This is a genomic window from Devosia riboflavina (assembly GCF_000743575.1).
Lineage (GTDB): Bacteria > Pseudomonadota > Alphaproteobacteria > Rhizobiales > Devosiaceae > Devosia > Devosia riboflavina.
Genome location: NZ_JQGC01000020.1, coordinates 1 through 22,704 on the forward strand (window position 1 = coordinate 1; position 22,704 = coordinate 22,704).

At 63.3% G+C, this 22,704-nt stretch carries 25 protein-coding genes and 3 riboswitches; of the genes, 2 read left to right on the forward strand and 23 right to left on the reverse strand.

What is annotated here, in order from left to right; all coding sequences use genetic code 11:
* The 23 genes from JP75_RS18385 to thiC form a co-directional block, all read right to left on the reverse strand.
* On the reverse strand, nucleotides 1-1,152 hold the full coding sequence (locus JP75_RS18385) for an AAA family ATPase (protein WP_051960913.1): 1,152 nt from the start codon (nucleotides 1,150-1,152) through the stop codon (nucleotides 1-3).
* 288 nt (nucleotides 1,153-1,440) lie between these two features.
* Nucleotides 1,441-2,160, reverse strand: a complete 720-nt coding sequence (locus JP75_RS18390; RefSeq protein ID WP_051960914.1) for a hypothetical protein — start codon at nucleotides 2,158-2,160, stop codon at nucleotides 1,441-1,443.
* Nucleotides 2,157-3,476: an MFS transporter gene (locus JP75_RS18395; protein ID WP_035085837.1), complete on the reverse strand. Its 1,320-nt coding sequence runs from the start codon at nucleotides 3,474-3,476 to the stop codon at nucleotides 2,157-2,159. Before JP75_RS18395 ends, JP75_RS18390 begins: the two co-directional genes overlap by 4 nt.
* A 10-nt stretch (nucleotides 3,477-3,486) precedes the next feature.
* Nucleotides 3,487-3,777, reverse strand: coding sequence for a metal-sensing transcriptional repressor (locus JP75_RS18400; protein WP_035085839.1), 291 nt, complete (start codon nucleotides 3,775-3,777; stop codon nucleotides 3,487-3,489).
* A gap of 107 nt (nucleotides 3,778-3,884) precedes the next feature.
* Nucleotides 3,885-4,682 carry a hypothetical protein gene (locus tag JP75_RS18405; RefSeq protein WP_035085841.1) on the reverse strand — a complete coding sequence of 266 codons (798 nt, stop codon included), beginning with the start codon at nucleotides 4,680-4,682 and terminating at the stop codon, nucleotides 3,885-3,887.
* Between the two features lie 12 nt (nucleotides 4,683-4,694).
* On the reverse strand, nucleotides 4,695-5,417 hold the full coding sequence (locus JP75_RS18410; RefSeq protein ID WP_244446354.1) for a HupE/UreJ family protein: 723 nt from the start codon (nucleotides 5,415-5,417) through the stop codon (nucleotides 4,695-4,697).
* A gap of 48 nt (nucleotides 5,418-5,465) precedes the next feature.
* Complete coding sequence (locus JP75_RS18415) at nucleotides 5,466-5,792, reverse strand: hypothetical protein (protein WP_035085842.1); 327 nt, start codon at nucleotides 5,790-5,792, stop codon at nucleotides 5,466-5,468.
* A 91-nt stretch (nucleotides 5,793-5,883) separates the two neighbouring features.
* Nucleotides 5,884-7,266, reverse strand: coding sequence for a chromate efflux transporter (gene chrA, locus JP75_RS18420; protein WP_035085843.1), 1,383 nt, complete (start codon nucleotides 7,264-7,266; stop codon nucleotides 5,884-5,886).
* Nucleotides 7,263-8,072 (reverse strand): chromate resistance protein ChrB domain-containing protein, encoded by an 810-nt coding sequence (locus JP75_RS18425; RefSeq protein ID WP_035085844.1) that lies wholly within the window; start codon nucleotides 8,070-8,072, stop codon nucleotides 7,263-7,265. Before JP75_RS18425 ends, chrA begins: the two co-directional genes overlap by 4 nt.
* Before the next feature lie 255 nt (nucleotides 8,073-8,327).
* The gene (panC, locus tag JP75_RS18430; protein WP_035085845.1) at nucleotides 8,328-9,188 is read right to left on the reverse strand and encodes a pantoate--beta-alanine ligase; all 861 of its coding nucleotides are present in this window, start codon (nucleotides 9,186-9,188) and stop codon (nucleotides 8,328-8,330) included.
* Nucleotides 9,185-10,396 (reverse strand): bifunctional phosphopantothenoylcysteine decarboxylase/phosphopantothenate--cysteine ligase CoaBC, encoded by a 1,212-nt coding sequence (gene coaBC, locus JP75_RS18435; protein WP_035085846.1) that lies wholly within the window; start codon nucleotides 10,394-10,396, stop codon nucleotides 9,185-9,187. The genes panC and coaBC overlap by 4 nt, the downstream gene beginning before the upstream one ends.
* Nucleotides 10,386-11,159 carry a type III pantothenate kinase gene (locus tag JP75_RS18440; protein WP_035085848.1) on the reverse strand — a complete coding sequence of 258 codons (774 nt, stop codon included), beginning with the start codon at nucleotides 11,157-11,159 and terminating at the stop codon, nucleotides 10,386-10,388. The genes coaBC and JP75_RS18440 overlap by 11 nt, the downstream gene beginning before the upstream one ends.
* Nucleotides 11,152-11,958 carry a 3-methyl-2-oxobutanoate hydroxymethyltransferase gene (gene panB / locus JP75_RS18445; protein WP_035085851.1) on the reverse strand — a complete coding sequence of 269 codons (807 nt, stop codon included), beginning with the start codon at nucleotides 11,956-11,958 and terminating at the stop codon, nucleotides 11,152-11,154. Before panB ends, JP75_RS18440 begins: the two co-directional genes overlap by 8 nt.
* Before the next feature lie 144 nt (nucleotides 11,959-12,102).
* Complete coding sequence (gene queE, locus JP75_RS18450; protein WP_169745534.1) at nucleotides 12,103-12,831, reverse strand: 7-carboxy-7-deazaguanine synthase QueE; 729 nt, start codon at nucleotides 12,829-12,831, stop codon at nucleotides 12,103-12,105.
* A 5-nt stretch (nucleotides 12,832-12,836) separates the two neighbouring features.
* Nucleotides 12,837-13,196: a 6-carboxytetrahydropterin synthase QueD gene (gene queD, locus JP75_RS18455; protein ID WP_035085853.1), complete on the reverse strand. Its 360-nt coding sequence runs from the start codon at nucleotides 13,194-13,196 to the stop codon at nucleotides 12,837-12,839.
* Nucleotides 13,193-13,891, reverse strand: a complete 699-nt coding sequence (gene queC / locus JP75_RS18460; protein WP_035085857.1) for a 7-cyano-7-deazaguanine synthase QueC — start codon at nucleotides 13,889-13,891, stop codon at nucleotides 13,193-13,195. Before queC ends, queD begins: the two co-directional genes overlap by 4 nt.
* A gap of 123 nt (nucleotides 13,892-14,014) precedes the next feature.
* The gene (gene thiD / locus JP75_RS18465) at nucleotides 14,015-14,812 is read right to left on the reverse strand and encodes a bifunctional hydroxymethylpyrimidine kinase/phosphomethylpyrimidine kinase (protein ID WP_035085969.1); all 798 of its coding nucleotides are present in this window, start codon (nucleotides 14,810-14,812) and stop codon (nucleotides 14,015-14,017) included.
* Nucleotides 14,809-15,786 (reverse strand): HesA/MoeB/ThiF family protein, encoded by a 978-nt coding sequence (locus JP75_RS18470; RefSeq protein ID WP_035085858.1) that lies wholly within the window; start codon nucleotides 15,784-15,786, stop codon nucleotides 14,809-14,811. Before JP75_RS18470 ends, thiD begins: the two co-directional genes overlap by 4 nt.
* Before the next feature lies 1 nt (nucleotide 15,787).
* The gene (locus tag JP75_RS18475; protein WP_035085859.1) at nucleotides 15,788-16,387 is read right to left on the reverse strand and encodes a thiamine phosphate synthase; all 600 of its coding nucleotides are present in this window, start codon (nucleotides 16,385-16,387) and stop codon (nucleotides 15,788-15,790) included.
* A complete protein-coding gene (locus JP75_RS18480) occupies nucleotides 16,384-17,154 on the reverse strand; it encodes a thiazole synthase (RefSeq protein ID WP_035085860.1) in 771 nt (256 codons plus the stop codon). Before JP75_RS18480 ends, JP75_RS18475 begins: the two co-directional genes overlap by 4 nt.
* Nucleotides 17,155-17,157: 3 nt before the next feature.
* Nucleotides 17,158-17,355 (reverse strand): sulfur carrier protein ThiS, encoded by a 198-nt coding sequence (gene thiS / locus JP75_RS18485; RefSeq protein WP_035085861.1) that lies wholly within the window; start codon nucleotides 17,353-17,355, stop codon nucleotides 17,158-17,160.
* A complete protein-coding gene (locus JP75_RS18490) occupies nucleotides 17,339-18,361 on the reverse strand; it encodes an FAD-dependent oxidoreductase (RefSeq protein WP_425277295.1) in 1,023 nt (340 codons plus the stop codon). Before JP75_RS18490 ends, thiS begins: the two co-directional genes overlap by 17 nt.
* Nucleotides 18,342-20,171 carry a phosphomethylpyrimidine synthase ThiC gene (thiC, locus tag JP75_RS18495; protein WP_035085863.1) on the reverse strand — a complete coding sequence of 610 codons (1,830 nt, stop codon included), beginning with the start codon at nucleotides 20,169-20,171 and terminating at the stop codon, nucleotides 18,342-18,344. The genes JP75_RS18490 and thiC overlap by 20 nt, the downstream gene beginning before the upstream one ends.
* 53 nt (nucleotides 20,172-20,224) lie before the next feature.
* Nucleotides 20,225-20,339: riboswitch (TPP riboswitch) on the reverse strand.
* A 67-nt stretch (nucleotides 20,340-20,406) separates the two neighbouring features.
* Nucleotides 20,407-20,585: riboswitch (cobalamin riboswitch) on the forward strand.
* A 44-nt stretch (nucleotides 20,586-20,629) separates the two neighbouring features.
* Between thiC and bluB the strand changes: the two genes are divergently transcribed.
* Nucleotides 20,630-21,361: a 5,6-dimethylbenzimidazole synthase gene (bluB, locus tag JP75_RS18500; RefSeq protein ID WP_035085864.1), complete on the forward strand. Its 732-nt coding sequence runs from the start codon at nucleotides 20,630-20,632 to the stop codon at nucleotides 21,359-21,361.
* Nucleotides 21,362-21,445: 84 nt separating this feature from the next.
* Nucleotides 21,446-21,595: riboswitch (FMN riboswitch) on the forward strand.
* Nucleotides 21,596-21,688: 93 nt separating this feature from the next.
* Nucleotides 21,689-22,696 (forward strand): bifunctional diaminohydroxyphosphoribosylaminopyrimidine deaminase/5-amino-6-(5-phosphoribosylamino)uracil reductase RibD, encoded by a 1,008-nt coding sequence (gene ribD / locus JP75_RS18505; protein WP_051960915.1) that lies wholly within the window; start codon nucleotides 21,689-21,691, stop codon nucleotides 22,694-22,696.
* Nucleotides 22,697-22,704 lie beyond the last annotated feature (8 nt).

The following is a 22,704-nucleotide window of genomic DNA, read 5'->3' on the forward strand; positions in this document are numbered from 1 at the left end:
CTAATCCAAGACCCAAACTGCGCCAAATGATCTGACGACGGACACGTTGTTGTCTTCCGGTAGGCGTATGACCGGTACCACCTCCCCTTTGGCGCCGACCATGTCCACCTGGAAGGACACGGCGGCTTGGTGGTCGAGCCCATCTACTGCGCGCAGTCTGGTTGACACATATGGCCGGGGATCGGTTACACCGGGATAGCCTATGCCCTGCACTTCAGTGAAGGCTGCCTTGAAACTTTCAGTCAGACGCGCGTCGAAGGCGTCCTGCGCCTGTTCGATAGCTTGTAGCGCGCCCAGGTCTTCGGCATCCGGACTGTCGGTCGGGTCAAGATGCTTATTATAATAAGCCCGCAGCTGATCGGAAAGTCTATGGCCGGCCGAGCGTGTTGTACGGATATCGTCGGGATCCGCGGCATTGGCTTCACCAAAACCGCGTTGGGCGTTGATCTCATCGACGCGTATCAACCCTGACAACGGGTCGCCGTCCAAGGGGAACGAGTCGTCGGGAAGTGCCTGTGGTCGAGCCCTGGAACTCGCCGGTTCAACCAGTCGGTCGGGATCTAGTGGATAGGCCCGGAGCCGAAAATGCTGATCCAGGCGTCGCGCCAGATAGTCCATTAGGTTAGCAGGCCAAAGCGTCAGCTTGGTTTCACCGCCTGCAGGATTTTTTGCTCCTGCGACGGCCTTCTTCATAGTCTCTGTCGCAGCGATCGCGTCCAGGAATTCCTTGTATAGCAACTGAGCGTCAACCGGCTCGAGACGTAGCCGAATGCCAAGCAGACCCCCTGCCCAATCAAGGGTGGGCACAAGCTTGCTCACATGGTGGAGCTCCCGGGGGGACACAGTCAGCCAGAGATCGAGAGCCGGCATGAAAGGCGCCCATGAAGCGACCGCAAGGTCAGGTGGTGCGTCTTCGTCTCGACCGGCGACCCAGGCGTTGCCAAGTGCGTTGATCCCGCTCCAGTGGCAGAGTGTTATGTCATGTGTCTCGAACTTGCGGCCGCGAGCAGTCAAAAAACGCCGCATCGCCAGCATGGCGGAAGTCTTTCCGCTGTTGTTCGCACCAACGAAGAGAGTAGTTTCGTCAGCCAGGTCGATCCGAACGGCCAGAAGTTTGCGGAAATTCGACAACTCTATGTGCTTGATGTGCATTGCGCCCCCATGTGACTAGCATTGGTCCATGGTGGGGCCCAAGATCAAGTGCGATACGATACAAACAGTCCAAACAAGGAGCGTCTAGTAACGCGCCACTCCGAAAGCGGACTTGCCGTATGCCGAATTCGCGGATCACACGAACGGCCAGATTACGGCGCAACCCGATCATCGGTGGATTCTCGTAATATGTGGTCTGGAACGTTGGTGTTTGCACAATGTGGATCGGCAGCTTCCGACCCCCTTTCAGACCTTTAACCCCGAGCCCGCCAAACCCGGAAGCGAACGTCAGCGGATTAGTTGGTGGCCGGCCATCGCAATAAGTGCCACACCGGCCATCACCTCCAGGCCTCGGGCAGCATGGGCGGCACTGGTACCATGGCGACCGAGGGATCGAGCAAGCGCCTGGCCACCGAACGAGGCCACCAGAGCGACCGTGGTGAGGACCAACCCGACGCCGGCCAGCATGGCGATGGCGAACACCAGGCCGGCTTCGGGGACGCCCTGGGACATTGCCAGCACCATGACGAAAAGCGTCAATGGGCAGGGGATGAGACCAGCGATAACCGCGAAGCCCAGCCCCTCTCCATGGGCATGAGGTCGTCCAAGAACGGAGCGCAGCACCAACCACAGCCCAATCATGACGAGCAGAATTCGACTTGCCATTTCGAGTAGCGGCGCCTGACCTGCGTTGGTGATGGTGCGCGAGACCAGGAAGCTGGCACCCATGGCGATAACGACGGCGGAGCCAACGTGAACGGCGGTTAGGACAATCGCGATTAGGCTGGCCCGCAAGGCCGGCACTCTGTCGCCAGCCACATAGCTGGCCAGCACCATCTTGTTGTGGCCGGGTGTAAGCCCGTGCGCTGCCCCAAACAGCATGCCCATGGGCAATACCGCAAGTAGGGTCAGCCAGTCGCCCGAGCCTGCAAAAGCCTGGATATGCTCGGCAATGGCCCCGTGGATTGTCGCCTGCAGCGCAACCAGCCAGCCAAAGATATTGGTCACCGCGCCGGCCAGGAGGCGTGTTCGTTGTCGATGATGAAATCATGGGCGTGGACATAACCGGTGCCGGCAGGCCGGGCCTGGGCGATGTGAGCATGACCTGCCGGCAGGTCGGCATGGGTGTGCTCGACGATGACTGGATCATGGGCCGGCCACAGATACAGGGCAGCAAGAAGCCCCGATGCGGCAATGGCGGCCATGACGAGGAAAGTAAGCGGCAATCCAGCGGCAACGCCGAGCCAGCCGGCGAGGGGATAGGTCACCAGCCAGGTTGCATGCGACAGGGCGAATTGAGCCGCGAACAGTGCCGGGCGATCCTCGGGATTGGACGACCTGCGGATCAGGCGACCCGCGGGGGTCTGCGTCACAGAGTAGCCAATGCCGACGACAGCCCACAGGATGAGCAGGCTCGCATAGCCGGCAAGCAGGCTGCCCAGCAGCATGGCCGCGACGAGTATGGCGGCACCGACCAGCATCACCGCTCGGTCCGGAAATCGGTCGAGAAGCGCCGGCAATGCGAATGCCGCCCCCATCGATCCCGCGCCGAAGGCGGCAAGGGCGATAGCTGTCCACTGCTGGTCCAGGCCAAACCCGGCTTGCACCAGTACGACTGTGTTGACGATGACCATGGCGCCCGCTGCCGATACGGCAAAAGTCAGCGCCAGCAGGCCGCGAAGACGAGGGGTCTTGAGATAGATACGCAGCCCGCGGGTGGTGCGGTCATAGATGCCACGGGGGGCAGCGGGCTTGGGGCTGGGCAGCACGACCGAGACCACCAGCAGGGCTGATGCGGCAAAGCCGATGACAGTTCCGGCGAACAGGCTGTTGAAGGAAATCACCGTCAGAAGCGCAGCGGCCAGTAGCGGGCTCACCACGCTTTCGAGGTCATAAGCCAGCCGTGACAGCGAAAGGGCGCGGGTGTAATCCCGCTCATTCGGCAGGACGTCGGGAATGGTAGCCTGGAAGGTTGGCGTGAACGCCGCTGATGCCGACTGAAGCAGGAAGATCAGGATATAGACCTGCCAGATTTCGGTCACGAACGGCAGCATCACCGCCACGCCAGCCCGCACCAGGTCGAGCGTGACCAGCATGGCGCGTCGCGGCAGTCGCTCGGCAAAGGCCGAAGCAATCGGCGCCACACCCACATAGGCGATCATCTTGATGGCCAGGGCTGTGCCCAGCACCGCACCGGCATTGGCGCCGGCCAGGTTGAAGGCGAGCAGTCCGAGCGCGACGGTAGCCAGCCCGGTCCCGATGAGGGCGATGACCTGCGCCAGGAAGAGGTGACGATAGGTGCGATTGCGGAGAACGGCCAGCATCAGGGCCTCCTTAGAGGTATTTCGCGATGTCGCGGAATTCATCGATCCTTGCCCTGTCCGCGTCGGCGAGCGGCCCCACGGCGTCGGCGAGGCAATGGTCGAGGTGATCGTGGATCAGCGTCTTCTTGGCTTGGGCGATCGCCTTTTCCACTGCGTGCAACTGCTGGGCGATGTGGAGGCAGGGCCGCCCTGTCTCAATCATCTCGATCACCGATTTGAGGTGCCCATCGGCACGCTTGAGACGTTTGACAATCTGGAGGTGGGTAGCGTGGAGGTGCGGGTGCGCGTCACTGGTGGTCATGCTTTCTCATATCCCCCAGGGGGGATGCGGCGCAAGTCGTTCCGTGCGTTCGATACTCCCGGCCCGTTGCAGACCGGGAGTGTGTTTGTTGCAGCGGTGGGAGCAGATCAGATGAGCTTCCGTAGCTCCTGGTAGTCGCCCCCGGTGCGGAGGGTCACCACCACGTCCTCGGTGCCGCGATTGCGGAAGAACCAGCCATGGGTGCCGGAGACGGGCGGGACCATTTCTCCGGCGTCGCTCGCCACCCCGCGACCTTCCTCATAGGTCAGCGACTGTCCCTCGCCTTCGCCATGCGCGTCGAAGTTGATTACGCCACCATCGACCACGAACTCATAGGTGGCGACGGCGCCGGCCTGCATGACCAGCTTGTATTCCGTTCCCTCCATGGGCGTCAGCGTGAAGGTCACTTCGTCGCGCCACTGCGGTGCGGCAACTGGCGCCGGAGTTGGGAGGGTTGCCGGTGCTGCGGCCTGCTGCATCGGCACCGGTGCCACTGGAACCGGGGCTGTGGGTACTGGCGCCGTTTCGCTTGCTGCTACCACGGGGGGCAGTTGGGCCGGCTGCAGCTCCAGGACCAAGCTTTCCAGAGCATCGACGCGAGCCGCCAGTTGCTGGGTGTCAGGCGAGGCTGCCAAAGGAGCCGGGCTCGGTATGGCCGTTCCGGCAGCGACGGCTGCGCTTAGGGCTTCATCGGCTGCCGCCTCTTCGGCGAGCTGCATCTTGATCTGACCCATGGTCGTAAGGCCCGTCAGCCGACCGAAACCGGTCGGATCGATGCCGTATTCTGACGGCAGGACCACGGTGACGAGAATGGCCAGCGCACTGGCGCCGGCGATGACCGTCGAGCGAACCAGGCGCCCAGCGCTGGGCAGGTCGGCATTAGCGGGAAAGTCGGTGTTGTACATGTCTGTCGATCCTTAGGGCACGACCACGAGGCCGACGAGCTGATATCCGAACAGCACGAAACCGGCACACAGCATGGCGACGTTTGCAGAATAGGCGAACTTCCAGAACGAGCGCGTGCGGCGCCAGAAGCCCATGACGATTAGAATGGTGGCGAGCGCCAGCAGCTGCCCGATTTCGACCCCAACATTGAAGGCAATGAGGTTGGGCAGAAGGCCATCCTCGGACATGTTGTATTCGAGCACCTTGGTGGCCAGCCCTAGGCCATGGAACAGGCCGAAGATCAGGGTCGCCGCCTTGGTATTGGGTTGGAAGCCGAGCCAACGCTGGAAGGCGCCGATATTGTCGAGCGCCTTATAGACCACCGAGAGCCCGATGATGGCGTCGATGAAATAGGAGCTGATCGCCCAGTTGAAATAGACGCCCAGCACCATGGTGGTAGAGTGCCCGATGGCGAACAGCGACACATAGATGCCGATGTGCTCCATCTTGTAGAGGAAGAAGATGACGCCCAGCAGGAACAGGATGTGGTCGTAACCGGTGATCATATGCTTGGCACCCAGATAGACATAGGGCAGCAGGTTGATGCCGGTGATTTCGGCGATGTAGCCAGCGTCCGAAGTATCGACGCCATGGGCATAGGCGGCGACGCCAAAGGCCAAAAGGGCCGTCAGCGCCAAAAAAGCGGTTGCAAGTGGCCTCAATAGCCAGCTCGCCCGCGAGAGGTCGGGGATCATGATAGAAATCCGTGCATGTGAACGAGAGGGGACTGGCCCCAGGTCAGGTCACGCTGTGGATCTGGGCGGTCGTTCTGGGCTGGATCGGGCCCAGCTTTCGATCCGCACCTCGACGCTGGCGGGCCAGTCAGGCAGCCAGCTGTCGATGGCGAGGATCAGCGCCAGTTGAAGGTGTGGCACATCATGGGCATGGTCGATGGCATCATGGGCATCGCCGCCAACGTCGTCATGGACATGGCCATGCGCATCGACCGCTTCCATGACGGCGCCGATGGCGTGCGAATGCGCGTTGGCTGCAAGCACCGGGGTGGCGAGCAGCGACGCAAAAACCACAGTGATGACAGCCGTAAGCCATGTGAACCGACGTTGATGCATGGCGTTCAGTCTGCCCCGGTCTGGTTAAAGCTTGCTGAAGGCCGGGTGGGGCACCTCATCGCACGGCCAGTGGGAGGTGACGACGGCCTTTCTATGGCAGCAGGCCAACCGCCAGCCCGAGGATACCGAACAGGGCCAGCGTCCACAGCATATCCAGCCTAGTGCGGAACACCAGGATGCCGGCGAGTACGCACAGCGCCAGCGCAATCCAGTCGATTGTGGGCAGTACTGGCAACGCCATGTTGAGCTGGCCCCAGGTGACCCGTTCCACTTCGTTGAACACCACATGCATGCCGAACCATATGGCGAGGTTGAGGATGACCCCGACAACAGCGGCGGTGATGGCCGCCAGCGCGCCCGACACGGCCTTGTTGTTCCGCAGCCGTTCGATATGGGGCGCTCCCAGGAATATCCAGAGGAAGCACGGCACGAAGGTCGCCCAGGTGGTGAGTGCAGCGCCCAGCACGCCGGCCAATAAAGGATCAAGCCAAAGGCTGTCGCGATAGGCGGCAAGGAAACCGACAAAGGTCAGCACAAGCACCAGCGGGCCCGGCGTAGTTTCGGCGAGGGCCAGCCCATCGATCATCTCCCCCGGCTGCAGCCAGCCAAAGGTGACGACCGCCTCCTGCGCTACATAGGCAAGTACGGCGTAGGCGCCGCCGAACGTCACCACTGCCATCTGCGAGAAGAATACGTAGATGCTGGCGAAGCTGGAGCCCCAGCCGAAGACGAGGCCCACCCCGATCCAAGGCAGCACCCACAGACTGCCCCAGACCGCCACCACGCCCACTGCACGGCGCCAGCTCGGGTCCACACCAGGCACGTTTTGATCGATGACCGCCGGTCCGATATCGGACTTCGCCTTGCCGCCATGACTGCCGGCGGCGAACAGGTCTGGCCTTTGCCGGGCGCCGACATAGCCGACGATGCCGGCTGCCAACAAGACCAGCGGGAACGGCACAGCGAAGAAAAATAGCGCGATGAACGCAACTGCCGCCAGGGCGACCATCACCCCGTTACGCAAGGCCCTGCGGCTGACGCGAAGCACCGCCTCGATAACAATGGCCAGCACGGCGGCCTTGATACCGTAGAACAGGCTGGTGAGGATGTCGGCCTGCTGGAACAGCGCATAGGACGCCGAGAGCGCTAAGATGACGAAGAAGCCGGGGATGATGAACAGCGTGCCGGCGACGACGCCACCCTTGGTGCCGTGCAGCAGCCAGCCGATATAGGTCGCCAATTGCTGCGCCTCAGGGCCGGGCAACAGGGTGCAGTAGTTGAGGGCGTGAAGGAACCGGGTTTCCGAAATCCAGCGCTTTTCCTCGACCAGCACCTTGTGCATCAGCGCGATCTGGCCGGCGGGTCCGCCAAAGCTCAAGAGCCCGATGCGGGCGAACACGGCGGTCACCTCGGCAAAACTCGGGTGGTCGGGCGCGGTCAAGGGCGTGGTGCCGCCAGCGGTTTCGACGGTCATTTCCGCGCTCCCGTGCCCGGCCAGTTATGGGTCTCGTCGCCGGCATCCCGGCACCAGCGATAAAGCGCATCATAGACCAGCATGCCAGCGTCGAGCTGTTCAAGGTCGTCGGCATACATGCGGGAAAGTCCCAGGGAGACGGCGAGCAGGCCGGCAACTTCGGGTGCCAGGTCAAGGCGGGCGGTATCGGCGCCGCGCACGATGGTCGCCAGTTTCTGCAGTGCCGGAAAGGTCAGCCCGAACTCACCGATCATCACGTCGAAGGTGCAGAGCTCGCCGCGATGCGACCAGTGGACGCCTTCGATATCGAAAGCAATGGCATCGAACCGTTCAGCCACTGCCGAGACTTCGGACGCCGAAACGAAGAGGAATCGTGCGAGGGGATCGACAAAGCGCCGGATCAGCCACGGACAGGCGATGCGGTCGATCTTGGGCCGCACGCGGGTGACCCACAGACTGGGCGAGGCGGGTGGCAGCTTCGCGAGGGGAATGGTAGGCAGCGGCGCCTCACGCCAGGCAGTGATACCACCCTCGAGGATTTCGGCTTGGTGTCCCGCTGCCCGCAACAGGGCGGCAACCCCTTCGCTTTTGGCTCCGCCCGCAGCGCAGGTGACGACGAAGGCAGATCCTTTGATTTCGGGCAGCCACTGCCCGGCCTCTTGCCAGGGCCGGCCCAGCGACCCTGGGAGAACATGCGGTTCAGCAGCGCGCATCTCGTCGTCGCGAACATCGATGATGACCGGAGACTGGGGCGTGCCGACGAGCCGGGCCAGCTTGTCGATCGAAATTGAGGCAAAGGGTGCCATGGCGTGCGTCCTGGATTGACAATGGACGCGATACTTCGGCTGGCGCCTCACGGGGTAATCGCAAACCCCTTGCGCTAGAGTTGGCGCAGATATCGACTGGCGTCAAGAACCGCAGAGATCGTGGAAGACAACCGATTGAAGTGTCTGCGTCTCAGTGAATTTGTCGAACAGCAGACAAACCACAATCCACCCCGTACTCGACGTTGCCAGGACCAGAGCCGCGAAGCGGTCGTCAGCGGATTCGCATAATATCGCTTATGGCAGTCCAGCAGGATTGATCGTCAGATTATCGATAAGACGGGTCGAGCCGAGGTAGGCGGCTACGGCTAACAGGGCGCCGCTAGGCCCCACGGTCTCGATCTCCTCAAGACTCTCAGGGTGCCGGACTTCCCAATATTGTAGTTCGATCAGGGGCTTGGCGGCGAGGACTGACCGACCGATAGCTGCCAGCGCAACAGCATTGCGTTCGCCGCCCGCGAAGGCTTGGCGCGCCGCCTCCAGGCTGGCAAAAATGGTCGATGCCGCCGCGCGGGCGGCAGCATCGAGATAGACATTGCGCGAACTCAGTGCCAGCCCATCCGACTCGCGTACGATGGGGCCACGAACGATTTCGATGCGCAGGTTGAGATCGCGCACCATGCGTTCGATCACGGCACACTGCTGGGCGTCCTTCTGGCCGAACACGGCAAGATGGGGCGATACGATGTTGAACAGCTTCAGTACGATCGTGGCGACGCCGCGGAAGTGGCCGGGACGCACGGCGCCGCAAAGATGGCGCGATACGCTTTCCTCGACCACGAATGTGGAGGCTCCATCGGGACAGAGTTCGTGCACCGACGGCAGGAAGACCGCGCCCACAGCCGCCGCATCGAGCAAAGCGAGGTCGTTTTCGATGGGGCGCGGATATTTGCCTAGATCCTCGGTAGGCCCGAACTGGAGCGGATTGACGAAAATGCTGGCAATGGTCACGTCCGCCCGGTCGCGGGCTAGATGCACAAGGCTCATATGGCCGACATGCAGCGCTCCCATGGTCGGCACGAATGCCACCCGATGGGCGGCAGGCAACTGGCCCCGCCAGGCGCGCACTTCGGCGATGGTCCGCAGGATCGTGGTCATAGGATACTGTCCCAGAGGCGGCGGGCGAGCTCCGTCTTGCTCATCACGGGTAGCGGTAGCGGCTCGCCTTTAGCGCGAAAGAGGATGCCGCCATTGGTCGTCACCGCGAAGCCAGTGGTAGTGCTTTCGCCGGTGCAGGCGACGGGATTGGCGAACAGAAAATCGAGCTTCTTGCTGTCGAGCTTGTTGCGACCATTGGCTTCGACATTGTCGGTCTCTGCCGCGAAACCGAGAAACCACTGGCCGGTCGCCGCCGCCTTCAATGCCCCCAGCACATCGATCGAGGGCACCATGTCCAGGCTCGTGGCTGCAGAAGCGCGCTTGAGCTTGCCAGCAGAGGGAGTTGCCACGCGGTAGTCGAGGACGGCCGCCGTAGCGATCACGCCATCCACTGACGGCAGAAAGCGCAATGCGGCTTCTGCCATTTCCTCGGCCGTGTGCACTTCCATCAGTGTCAGGCGGTCGGCGCTGTCCCGAGACGGCACCGGGCGGACCACGCCCTTGTCCACGCCCAGTACATAACGCACATGGGCACCGCGACGCAGCGCTTCCTCCGCCATGGCGGCGCCCATGCGGCCCGTGGAATGGTTGGTGACATAGCGCACCGCATCGATGGGGCTGGTGGTGGGACCTGCGGTGATGAGCACGGTGAGATCGGCAAGATCGCTCGCCGGCGGAACTAGAGCCGCTTCGATTGCCGAGACAATGTCCGGCGCGGTGGCCAGCTTGCCGATGCCGACCTCACCGCAAGCCAGCGTTCCGGCCGCCGGCTCGATCACGGTCGCGCCGCGCTGCAGAAGGGTCCGCAGGTTCCCCTGCGTGGCGGGATGCTCCCACATGACGGTGTTCATAGCCGGCGCTATCAGCATGGGTGCCCTCGTTGCCAGCGCAACCGTGCCCAATAGATCGTCGGCCAAGCCAAGGGCCAGTTTGGCGAGGACATTGGCGGTTGCTGGGGCAACCACGAACACATCGGCCCAGCGCGCCAGATCGATATGTTCGGTGCCCGAAACGTCGGCGCCGAACAGGTCGGATTTGACCGGCCGACCGCTCAGCGTTTCCAGCACCAAGGGGGTGATGAACTGCTGTGCGCTGGCCGTCAGGATGCACTGCACCTGATGGCCCTGCTTGGTCAGCGCCGAGACCACATCGGCGATCTTGTAGGCTGAGATGCTGCCGGTTACGGCAATGAGGACGTTACTTGTCATTGAGCTGCCCGTAGCGGAAAAGGCCCAGAAGGGTGAGATCGGGCTCGAGGCGGAAACGCTCGGACAAACGGATTAGCCGGGAGCAGCCGCCGGTGGCGATGAGGGTAGCGACGGCAAAGCCCGCGTCGCGCAACAGCCGGTCGCTCAAGCCTTCGATCAACGCCTCGTAGCCAAGCAGGACGCCGCTCTGAAGCTGGGTCTCGGTCGTATTGCCCACGGCGTTGTCGGGCCGCACCAACTGGACTGAAAAGAGCTTGGCCGCGCGTCCCTGCAAGGCCCGCCAACTGGTTTCAAGGCCCGGAACGATAGCGCCTCCGATATAGCCGCGCCCGGGATCGATCAGGCAAAAGGTTGTCGCCGTGCCGGCATCGACAAGCAGCAGGGGCGCCGGCGCAAGCTGCAGGGCACCCGCCACATTGCAGAGACGGTCGGCGCCCAATTGTTCAGGATGGGGAAGATCGAGTTCGAAATCGCGCGCTAATGCGGCGCTGATGGAGAGGCAGGGCAGGTCGCCGCACGCCTGGGCTACCACCCGTTCCAATGCCGGCACGACGGTAGAAAGAATGACGCGGTCGGCCAATGCCCAAACATTGCTGCTAAGGGGATCCTGGAACAATTGCCGCAGCAGCACCCGATATTCATCCGCAGTGCAATGGGGATCGGTGCGGAAGCGCCTCTCAGCGACGTGTGCCCCATCCGCCTGAAACACGCCGGCCACGGTATGGGTATTGCCGATATCGAGCAGCAGCCAGTGTTCAGACAAGGGGTGGCTCCTCCGCCGGACCTTTGACTTCAGCGATATAGGCGGCAACGGCCTCGCGGACAATGCTGGCGACATCGGCCTTGGGTTTGGCAAAGCTTGGCGGCGGACAGATTCCGAGGCCGATCAGGTCGTTGATCACCAACACCTGCCCAGTGCAGTCGGGTCCCGAACCGATGCCGATCGTGGGGATATCCAGCAACCTACTGATTTCTGCGGCCAGTTCCGGCACGATGAATTCCAGTACGATGGCGAAGGCGCCTGCCTCTTGGTGAGCCTGCGCCGCCTCGATGAGCTGGCGTGCCTCGGCATCGCTCTTGCCGTGGCGGTAATAGCCGCCGAGCTGATGCACCGCCTGTGGCGTCAACCCGATATGGGCCATCACCGCAATGCCCTGCTGCACCAGCCGCGCGGTAATCGGCGCCGCCCAAGCGCCGCCTTCGATCTTGACGGCCTGGCAGCCGGTCTCCTGCAGCACCGCAATCGCGCTGTGCAACGCCGTTTCCGGATCGGTCGCGGTACCGAACGGCAGGTCGCATACGACCAAGGCGCGGCTGCTGCCGCGTTGCACCGCTCCGGCATGCCGGATCATGTCTGCCAGCGTCACCGGCAGCGTGGTTTCGTGTCCCAGAACGACATTGCCCAAGCTGTCGCCGACCAGCAATATGTCGATCCCCGACTGATCCAGCAGGCCCGCGGTGACATGGTCATAGGCGGTGAGCATAGCGATATTCTCGCCACGTTCTCTGAGCGCGTGAATGTCGCGTATGGTCAGGCGCCTGGTTTCGGGACGAAAGGACATGGATGCTCCTGGCAGGCTGGCTATTCCGATCTCCACGCAGTGGTCTATGCCGGACCGATAGCGCAGTCGCGGCGGTAGGTCACCTATGGATGGCTCTTCGTATCGCTAGACGACGTTCACCACCACCGGTGTTGCGACACGGGGCTAGACGCCGCGGGTATTGCCCCAGAGCAGCACATGAAGCTGCGGCAAAACCCGTGCCTCGAACCATCGGTCGTGAGTCACTTTGTTGACCAGCCAGTCCATGCGTCGCATCACCCCCGTTATGTCGATGATGACATCGTCAGTATCGGGCGATGGCGGCGTGTGGTTGCCCGGCTGAAGATAGATCGGCAGGTGCGGATAACGCGCCGCCGCATCTTTGGCATAGGCATAGTCTTCATCGTCGAAGACCGCCAGCTTGAGCACAGTCAGTGGCCTGCCTTGCGCGGCGGCCAGACACGCCTCGAAACGTGCCCAGTCGGTGCTCATCTGGCTCGATGGCGGCTTGGGACTTAGGACAAGAGTATCCAGCGTCGAGAACCAATCCCGCGCCACCGAACCTTGCGTCTCCAGGGCGAAGCGATAGCCCTCTCGGTGACCAAATTCGATCAGTTCGCCCAGCGGCTGGATCGCCGGATTGCCGCCTGACAGCGACACCGTCAGGGGCTCACCGCCGGACAGGGCCCGGACCTGATCCCAAATCTGCTCCACGGTCATTGCCTGCCAGTCGCTGCGAAAGCGATTATCGACGGCATGCAGGCTGTCGCACCAGGAGCAACGATAGTCGCACCCGCCGGTCCGCACGAACACGGTCGGCAGGCCGATCAACACGCCTTCGCCCTGGATAGTCGGTCCGAAGATCTCGCTGACGCGGATACTGGGCGGCTCCATCTGGTTCATGGCCGGTACTCCGCCCATGTCTTGGCCGTTTCGCTGACACGTACCGCCGAGGCCTCCGGAAGGCGCGCCTTGCACCAGTCAAAGAAGTGTTTAGCCAGGCACTCGGCCGTTACCCGGTCATGCGCGAGAACGTCGTTGAGGTGGCGATGGTCAAATGCCTCATCGATATACTGCTTGAGCAACGACAAGTCCTGATAGTCGCGCACAAAGCCGTACTCGTTCAGCTGGTCCGCCGACAATTCCACTTCCACGATGTAGTTGTGCCCATGCAGGCGCGCACATTGGTGGTCGGACGGGAGCGACGCGAGCTGATGGGATGCCGAGAAATGAAATTCCTTGGTGATGCGAAACGTCATGCGCTTCTCCCCTGCACGGCGGCGTGCCAGAAGTCGGCATCGGCATAGTGTGTTGGATCCTGCAGCCGGGCGAGGTCGAAGGCTTCCCGGCGTTCAACACAGGTGCCGCATCGCCCGCAGTGCACTTCGCCCCCCTTGTAGCAGGACCAGGTCTGATCGAAGGGCGTTGCGTGCCGGGCGCCCTCGGTCACGATGTCCGCCTTGGACACATGCACAAATGGCGCGTAAAGGCGAACGTTGGCATAGCCGTCGAGCGCGCGGTTCTGCATCGCCTGAAAGGCGTCTATGAAATCAGGCCGACAATCGGGATAGATGAAGTGATCGCCGCCATGGACGGCAACACCGACAGCCTCGGCCTGCCGCGCCGCCGCGACTCCGAAGGCTATCGCCAGCATGATGGCGTTCCGATTGGGTACCACCGTGATCCGCATCGACACTTCGGCATAGTGGCCATCGGGAACGGCGACATCGTCGGTGAGCGCGGAGCCGCTGAGTTGCCGGCCAACGTCGCGGATGTCGATGATCTGGTGGGGGACGCCAAGCCGTTGCGCGCAGGCCGCGGCAAAACCGAGCTCCTTGTTGTGCCGCTGCCCGTAGTCGAACGAAACCAGGCCGGTGAGGGTCTGCTCGGAGGCTACCTTGTGCGCGAGCGAAACCGAGTCCAATCCGCCGGAGCAGATGACGAGAGTCTTCATGATGTGAATCCTTGTTTTGACCGGGTAAGGCTGCGACCGGAGATTGCTCTGCCTTCCCACTACGCCAAATGGGGCGGTTTGTGAATGGGCCGGGCCGCGGCTGCGGCATCGTGGCTAAAAGGCCTACTCAGTCCGGCGATCGGGGTTCAGCAGTCGGGCACCGGAGCCTAGGGCGTGGCTCGGCGCTGCTGCGATGGTCCGGGCGATGAAGTGCTTGGCTTGGGTGATCGAGTCGACAAGTGACCAACCCGTGGCTAGGCCAGCCGCGATCGCGGCGGAAAAGATGCACCCCCCGCCATGAAATTCGCCGACGTCCAGGCGCTCAGAGGCAAAACGTGTGACGCCACCGGCATCGACGAGCAAGTCGGTACTCTGCCTCCCCGCGCCGTGTCCCCCTTTGATCAGCACGGCCTGGGTCCCCATCGCCAGCAACGCCCTGGCCTGGGTGATCATTGCAGCCTCGTCCATGGCAATTGGGGAGCCGGTCAAAGCGGCGGCCTCGGGCAGGTTGGGCGTGAGCAGGTGCGCCCTCGGCAACAGCAGTGTGACCAACGCGTCCAGCGCCTCCTTTGGCAACAAGCGCGCGCCGCTAGTCGCGACCAACACAGGATCAAGGACAATCCCGCTAGCGCCATGCCGAGCCAGACTTTTGGCAACCGCTGCGATGATATTGGCATTTCCGAGCATGCCGATCTTGACTGACGCTACGGGCAGATCGGCGAATACCGCCTCGATCTGGGCCGCGACCATTTCAGCGGGTATCAAGTGGACGGCGCCCACGCGCATGCTGTTCTGCGCTGTCACTGCCGTGATGGCGCTGGTCCCAAAGACGCCGAAGGCCGAAAACGTCTTGAGGTCGGCCTGAATCCCGGCGCCACCGCCAGAATCCGACCCGGCAATGGTCAACGCGACGGGAGTCAGGACGGATCTCCTTCCAGCGCGACCAGCGCCAGATTGTGCCTGCCCATGGCCTGCAATCGCCCCGCAGCCCGGAGCGCCCGCTGCCCGCTGCGGCAGCAAAGCACGATGCGCCCGCCCGGATGAGCCGCCGCCAACGAACCGACTTCCTCCGGTGCCATACGAAGCGCCCCGGGCCGCGGTAGCACCGGGGCTTCAGCCACGCCGCGCAGGTCGATGACAATGTCTTCCGGCGCCAGGTCCGCCAGCCCGATGAACGGAGCGGTATGCTCAGGCTCCGGACAATCCGCAAAACTGAAACCGCCAAACTGCATTGTATGGCCATCGAAGCTGACCATGCGACCGAGCACGCTGGGCTTGAGGTCGAGCAGCACATGAAGCGCCAAGTGCGCTTGCAGACTACCCAGCACCGCCACGGCCGATCCCAGCACGCCAATACTGGCGCAACTGCCTGCGACTTCCGGGACATCGGGGAAAACCGCGCGGTAGCTGGGCGCACCACCGCAATACACCCCGACATAGCCGGACAAATCGACTACCGAAGCACTGATCAACGGTTTGCCAGCGGCCAGGCATTGGTCGGACAGCATATAGGTCACCGCAAAATTGTCGGCGGCGTCGATGACGATGCTTGCCTTCTCGATCAGCGCGGTGGCATTGGCCGGCGTCAGACGCTCCCATTTGGCCGTCGCGACTATATCGGGATTGGCGCGGAGCACGGCGTCACGCGCCGCTTCCGCTTTGGGGGCATCAATGTCGCCCATGTCGTAGAGCGGCTGACGATGCAGATTGCTGATGTCGACATGGTCGTGGTCAACGATGACAATCGCGCCGACGCCGGCGCCCGCCAGTATCTGCAGGACCGACGAGCCCAGGCCCCCGGCACCCACCACCAGCACCGTGGCGGCGGCCAGTCTGGCCTGTCCCGTTGCCCCGACCTCGGTCAGCGTCGTCTGGCGGATATAGCGATCAGTCATCTCAAAGCCTCGTTGCTGCCAGCCAGGCGTCGGCTTGGCGGGAAGGGTCGGGATGGCGCACGATGTCGCCCACCACCGCGACGCAATCGGCCCCGGCGACAAGACAGAGTTCGGCTCGCGCCACGGTCAGCCCGCCAATGGCCACCAGAGGGCGTGCACCCACCAGGCGCTTCCATTCTGCGATCCGCGCCAACCCCTGCGGCGCCCAGGGCATCTGCTTGAGCTGGGTGGGATAGATGGGGCCCAGGGCCACATAGTCGGGGGCTTTGGCCAAGGCTCGGTCGAGTTCGGCATGGTCATGGGTGCTGATGCCGATGCGCATCCCGGCCCGCCTTAGCGCGGCTATATCGGCCCCGACGAAATCCTCCTGGCCCAAATGAACGAAATCGCACCCCGCATCGAGCGCCAGTTGCCAATGATCATTGACCACCAATTGCGCACCCGCCGCCGCGCAGGCATCCCTGGCCTGCTCGATCTCGGTCCGCAGCGCGGGCTCGGGACAATCCTTGATCCGCAATTGGATCAGCCTTGCCCCCCAGGCCAGCAGCCGCTCGACCCAGTCTGCATCGGGCACTATCGGATAGAAGCGATCGAGCGTCATGTCAGCTGCGCCTTGCCCACAACCGGGGTCGAGGGCGCCGCCATGTCGCGCGGCTCCATGGGCGAAGCGGCATGGGCCATGCGCCCCGCTTCGACGGCCAGGGCGAACGCTTCCGCCATGCGCACCGGGTCGCCCGCCTCAGCGACGGCGGTGTTGAGCAGCACCGCGTCATAGCCCAATTCCATTGCCGCCGCCGCATGCGAGGGCAAGCCGAGGCCGGCATCGATCACCAGGGGTACATCGGGGAAATGGGCCCGCATGGCGCGAAGTCCAAAGAGGTTGTTGAGCCCGCGCGCCGATCCAATCGGGGCGCCCCAGGGCATCAGTACCCGGCAGCCGGCCTCGAGCAGCCGTTCGGCCACCACCAGATCTTCGGTGGTGTAGGGAAAAATGTCGAACCCGTCCTCGGCCAGGATCCGAGCGGCCTCCACCAGCCCGAACACGTCGGGCTGCAGCGTATCGGCCTCTCCGATCACTTCGAGCTTGATCCAGGTCGTGCCGAACAGTTCGCGTGCCATATGGGCGGTGCTCACCGCCTCCTTGACCGAGTGGCAGCCGGCAGTATTGGGCAGGATGCGGACGCCCAACTCGCGAATGAACGACCAGAACGCCTGACCGGCGCGCTGTTCGCCCCCTTCGCGCCGCAGCGAGACGGTGACGATTTCGGCGCGAGAAGCGCGGATCGCCGCCTCGAGGATTTTGGGCGAGGGATAGCGGGCTGTGCCCAGCAGCAGCCGGGAGGAAAGCTCGACGCCATAAAAGTCCATTCCTCAGCCTCCCTGCATAGGGGCGAGCACTTCTAGATGGTCGCCATCGGCAAGGGGCGTGGTCGCCCGTTGCGCCGTGGGCACGAACCGCCCGTTGACGGCGGTGGCCACGATGGCGCCCTTGTAGCCCAGCGCTTCGAGCGCTTGGTCAAGGCGGTTCGCCTCCAGCCTGTGCTCGGTTCCGTTAAGCAAAATTCGCATGAGCAAGCTCCGTATTGAAATGGGGATCAAGGGCCGCGCCGGCGGCGATTTGGGCTAGAACCGGAGCGAGCAGAAAACCGTGGCGGAAGAGGCCGTTGACGCGGATCACGCGGCCGGCCCGCTCCACCCGGGGGAGATTGTCAGGAAGCGCGGGGCGCAGATCTGCGCCCAATTCGAGGATTTCGGCCTCGCCAAGCGCGGGATGGAGCGCAAAGGCCGCCCCCAGTAGTTCGAGCATTGAGCGCACGCTGACCGGCCCGCGCGCTTCGCTTTCGAGCATGGTCGCGCCCAGCATGAAGACGCCTTCGCCGCGCGGGACCACATAGAGCGGCAAGCGTGGATGGAGCAAACGCACCGGCCGGGACAGCGCGAAACTCCGTGAGCGGATCATCGCCATTTCCCCACATACGCCGCGCAAGGCCGGCATGTCGGTTCGGCCGCTGAGGCCGCGGCAATCAAAGACCAGATCGGCAGTAGCCGCCTCGGGCAGGATGTCGGTTTCAAAACGGATCGCCACGCCTAGAGATGCCAGTCGCTCCGCCAGCGCCGCCAAGGCGAGGCGCGGATCGAGATGGGCCTCGTCGGGGAAATAAAGCCCCTTGCGGAAGCGATCGGCCAGATCGGGTTCGAGTGCGGCGATGCCCGCCTCGTCCAACCAGTTATAGCGTTCGGTGCGCCGGGCGAAGCGGTCGAGTTCGACAAGGTCGCGTGCGGGGGCGACCACCAGCGTGCCTTCCGACACCGTGCCGGGGAAGCGCTCGCGCCACCAGGCGATGGACTGGACGCCAAGCCGGCCGACAATGGCTTCGGTCGAGGCCATTTCGCACCAGGGCGCAAGCATCCCGCCAGCATGCCAGGAGCAACTGCCGGGACCGAGCCCGGCATTGCGTTCGACTACTTCCACCGCAATGCCGCGTTCGGCTAGCACAAGGGCGGTGGTCAAACCCGCCACGCCGGCCCCGATCACTGTTACCCGCAGCACAGCGCTACTGCTCGAGCGGGACATAGACCGTGGCGCCCTGGTCGATGAACTCGCGCGACTTCTCCGCCATGCCCTCCTGGCGGGCCGCCATGTCGCGAATATCCTGCGTGATTTTCATGGAGCAAAATTTTGGCCCGCACATCGAACAGAAATGGGCGGTTTTGTGCGCATCCTTGGGCAGGGTCTCGTCGTGGAAGCTGCGCGCCGTATCCGGATCGAGCGAGAGGTTGAACTGGTCCTCCCAGCGGAACTCGAACCGGGCCTTGGAGAGCGCGTCGTCGCGCAACTGCGCCGCTGGATGCCCCTTCGCCAGGTCGGCGGCATGCGCCGCGATTTTGTAGGTGATGACGCCGGTCTTGACGTCGTCGCGATTGGGCAGGCCAAGATGCTCCTTAGGGGTGACGTAGCAGAGCATTGCCGTGCCGAACCAGCCGATCATGCCCGCACCGATGGCGGAGGTAATGTGGTCATAGCCCGGCGCGATGTCGGTGGTCAGCGGCCCCAGCGTATAGAACGGGGCCTCTCCGCATTCGCGCAACTGCTTGTCCATGTTCTCCTTGATCTTGTGCATCGGGACGTGCCCGGGGCCTTCGATCATCACCTGGCAGCCCTTGTCCCAGGCGATTTTGGTCAATTCGCCCAGCGTTTCCAACTCGGCAAACTGAGCCGCGTCATTGGCATCGGCAATCGAGCCCGGGCGCAGTCCATCGCCCAGGGAGAACGACACATCGTACTTGGCCATGATGTCGCAGATGTCGCCGAAGCGCTCGTAAAGGAAGCTTTCCCTGTGGTGGGCAAGGCACCAACCGGCCATTATCGAGCCGCCGCGCGAGACAATGCCGGTGACGCGCTTGGCGGTCAGCGGGACATAGGCGAGGCGCACTCCGGCATGGATGGTGAAATAATCCACGCCCTGCTCGCACTGTTCGATCAGAGTGTCGGAGAACACGTCCCAGTCGAGCTTGGAGGGATCGCCATTGACCTTTTCGAGCGCCTGGTAGATCGGCACCGTGCCGATGGGGACGGGCGAATTGCGGATGATCCATTCGCGGGTGGCGTGGATATTGCGGCCGGTCGACAGGTCCATGACCGTATCGGCGCCCCAGCGGATCGCCCAGACCAGTTTTTCAACCTCTTCCTCGACCGAGGAAGACACGGCCGAATTGCCGATATTGGCATTGATCTTGACCAGAAAATTGCGCCCAATCGCCATCGGCTCGATTTCGGGGTGGTTGATATTGGCCGGGATGATCGCCCGGCCGCGGGCGATCTCGTCGCGCACGAATTGGGGGGTAATGAAGGGCGGAATGGCCGCGCCGAAACTGTTCCCATCGGCCAGGCGCGCCTCGGCGCCTTCCAGCATTTGCTGGCGACCGAGGTTCTCCCGCTCGGCAACGAAGATCATCTCCTTGGTGATAATGCCGGCGCGCGCATAGTCGAGTTGGGTGATCGGCCGCCCCGCCTTGCCGCGCAGCGGCTGGTTGACCAGGGGGAAGTGCGCGACGGCCCGTTCGGGCGAGACATGGCCGTCGTCTTCAGGCTTGATAGCGCGACCCTGATAGGGTGCGGCGTCGCCACGCTCGGCGATCCAGCTTTCGCGCAGACGTGGCAGGCCGCGCTCGAGGTCAATGGCAATGGCAGGATCGGTATAGGGGCCGGAGGTGTCGTAGACCCGAAACGCCGGGCCCGTCGGATCGTTGATGGCGATCTCGCGAAACGGCACCCGCACATCGGCGGCGAGTGCGCTGCTTGCATAGACTTTGCGAGAGCCGGAAAGCGGTGTGGTGGACAGATCCGTGGCGCTAGGCGCCTTGGTGTCGAATGGCTTATTCACGAAGGGTCTCCATGTTTTCTCGTGAAAACGGAAACCCGGGACGCAGCTCTGGTGGCGGATAACGATCCCGTCCCTTCGCCGGCATTACCCGGATCAGGTTCAAAGGGTTCGGCTTCTCAGCCATCTCAGACCAGACCCATGCGGACCTGGACTCCCCTCGGACGCGGCGAGAAAACGCCATCGACCTGCCAATGTCAAGCCGTCACCGGCAGCCTTGCCACATGGCCCCCCGAGGGCTACACGACCTGGATCTGGTGCCTGCTGCGGCGGGAGAATCGGGAACGCGGTTGTAATCCGCGACGCGCCCAGCGCTGTGCGGGGGACCTTGCGAGCATATGCCACTGGCCGCGGCCGGGAAGGCGCCCGCCGGGATTGATCCCAAGTCAGAAGACCGGCCAGGTGATCGTTGAAGCTGGTTGGACCCCAGCTCCTGTAATTTGTTCAACAGGGGCAACGCCATGCCGGATGCAATTGACCAGCCTGAATTTCAACCACGCCTTACGACGGGTGAATCGTTCTCCGACGCCGAGCGCGAGGCCGTTTATCGCGCCATCTATAGCCGGCGCGATGTGCGCGGCCAGTTCCGACCCGATGCTGTCGCCGATGATGTACTGTTGCGAATTCTGGACGCGGCGCACCACGCGCCCTCGGTCGGCTTCATGCAGCCATGGAATTTCCTGGTGGTACGCGACGCCGAAAAGAAACGGCAGGTTGCCGGAATCTTTGCGCGAGCCAATGTCGAGGCGGCGTCAATGTTCCCCAAGGATCGTCAGGACGCTTATCGGGCGCTCAAGCTCGAGGGCATCACCAGCGCGCCGGTCAATGTCTGCGTGACCTGCGATCGCACACGCGGTGGTCCGGTCGTGCTGGGCGCCACCCACATGCCCGACATGGATCTGTTCAGTACGGTTTGCGCCGTCCAGAACCTCTGGCTCGCGGCCAGAGCCGAGGGCCTGGGCGTCGGTTGGGTCAGCATCCTGAAGGAGGCCGAGGTCAAGGCGGTTCTGGGAATCCCCGATCCGGTCCGGCTAGTTGCCTATTTGTGCGTCGGCAAGGTCGAAAGCTTCTTTGCGACGCCCGAACTGGAACAAAGGGGGTGGAGGGCACGCACGCCGATTGCCGACCTCGTGTTTGAGGATCACTGGGGGTCGGAAGCCGCAATGACCCGGGCTGGAACACCACAGGAGTGAGACCTTCGCACTAGGTCGGCGGCCCGAGGCTTGCGTCGGGCCGAGCCGCGGCCTATATGCACCCGGTCGGCCCTTGGGGTCGACAGACGTTCTCAGGGCGGGGTGCAATTCCCCACCGGCGGTGTTTGCGTTTCGGCGCATCAGCCCGCGAGCGCTTGCCTCAAACGAGGCAAGGTCAGCAGACTCGGTTAAACTCCGGGGCCGACGGTATAGTCCGGATGGAAGAGAACAGATGATCGGGTGACCCTGTTTCCGCATTCCGGGAACGGGTGCACGTGGTCATTGGGCCCTGAGCTGCGTCTTGGTTTGGCAAGACGACGGACAGGCATGGATAGCCCAGAGAGCTCCCACGGCGGGCAATTATCGAGCAGCGTGATCGCTGCCGCCTTCGGATATGCGGTTGAGCTGGCAGGCCAATGGCAAGGCGCCACCGCGCCCAATCCTCCGGTCGGCTGCGTATTGCTTGATGCGTCAGGCAAAACGCTGGCCGCGGCGGCCCATGAACGGGCCGGTGGACCGCACGCCGAAGCGCTCGCCATCTCACTCTGCCGCGCCAATGATACTCTCGATCGCATCCACACGGTGGTGGTGACCCTCGAGCCCTGCAATCATGCGGGACGAACGCCGGCCTGTACGGGCGTGATCCTCGAAACGCCGGCGCGCCACGTATGGATCGGGGCCAGAGATCCCAATCCGCTCGTTGCCGGTGGGGGTGGCAACTATCTTGCCCATGCAGGCCAGTCAGTACATGCCCTGATTGACCTGGACGATCCGACCGCCCCCCTGCTCGCCGAGGCGGTGACCCGCCTGATTGCGCCCTTCGCCAAGCACGCTACCACGGGCAAACCGTGGGTGACGGTCAAGCAGGCGCTTGATCGCCTCGGCAGCATGATCCCACCCGCGGGGCAAAAAACCTTCACGGCTGACGCCTCACTTGATCTGGCGCATCGATTGCGCAAGCGGGCCGACGCGATCATCACCGGGTCCGGAACGATCCTGGCCGACGCGCCCCATTTTACCGTCCGAAGGCTGCCAGATTTCCCCGGCAAACAACGCCATCTGGTCATCCTCGACCGGCGTGATCGCGTGCCGGCGTCCTATCTCGAGGCGGCGCAGGCACGCGGCTTCCTGGTGTGGATAGAAACCGACCTTGGCAACGCTCTGACCCATCTCGGTCAGGCTGGATGCCTCGAGGTTTTGGTCGAAGCCGGTGCCGAACTCACCCAGTCCATACTGGAAAGTCCGCTCTGGGACGAGCACGTAACGATACGCCAGCGTCTCGCAGCGGACGACGACATCACCGTCCGCTACCGGGCCAAGTCCGAACCGCATTGAGAGGTATA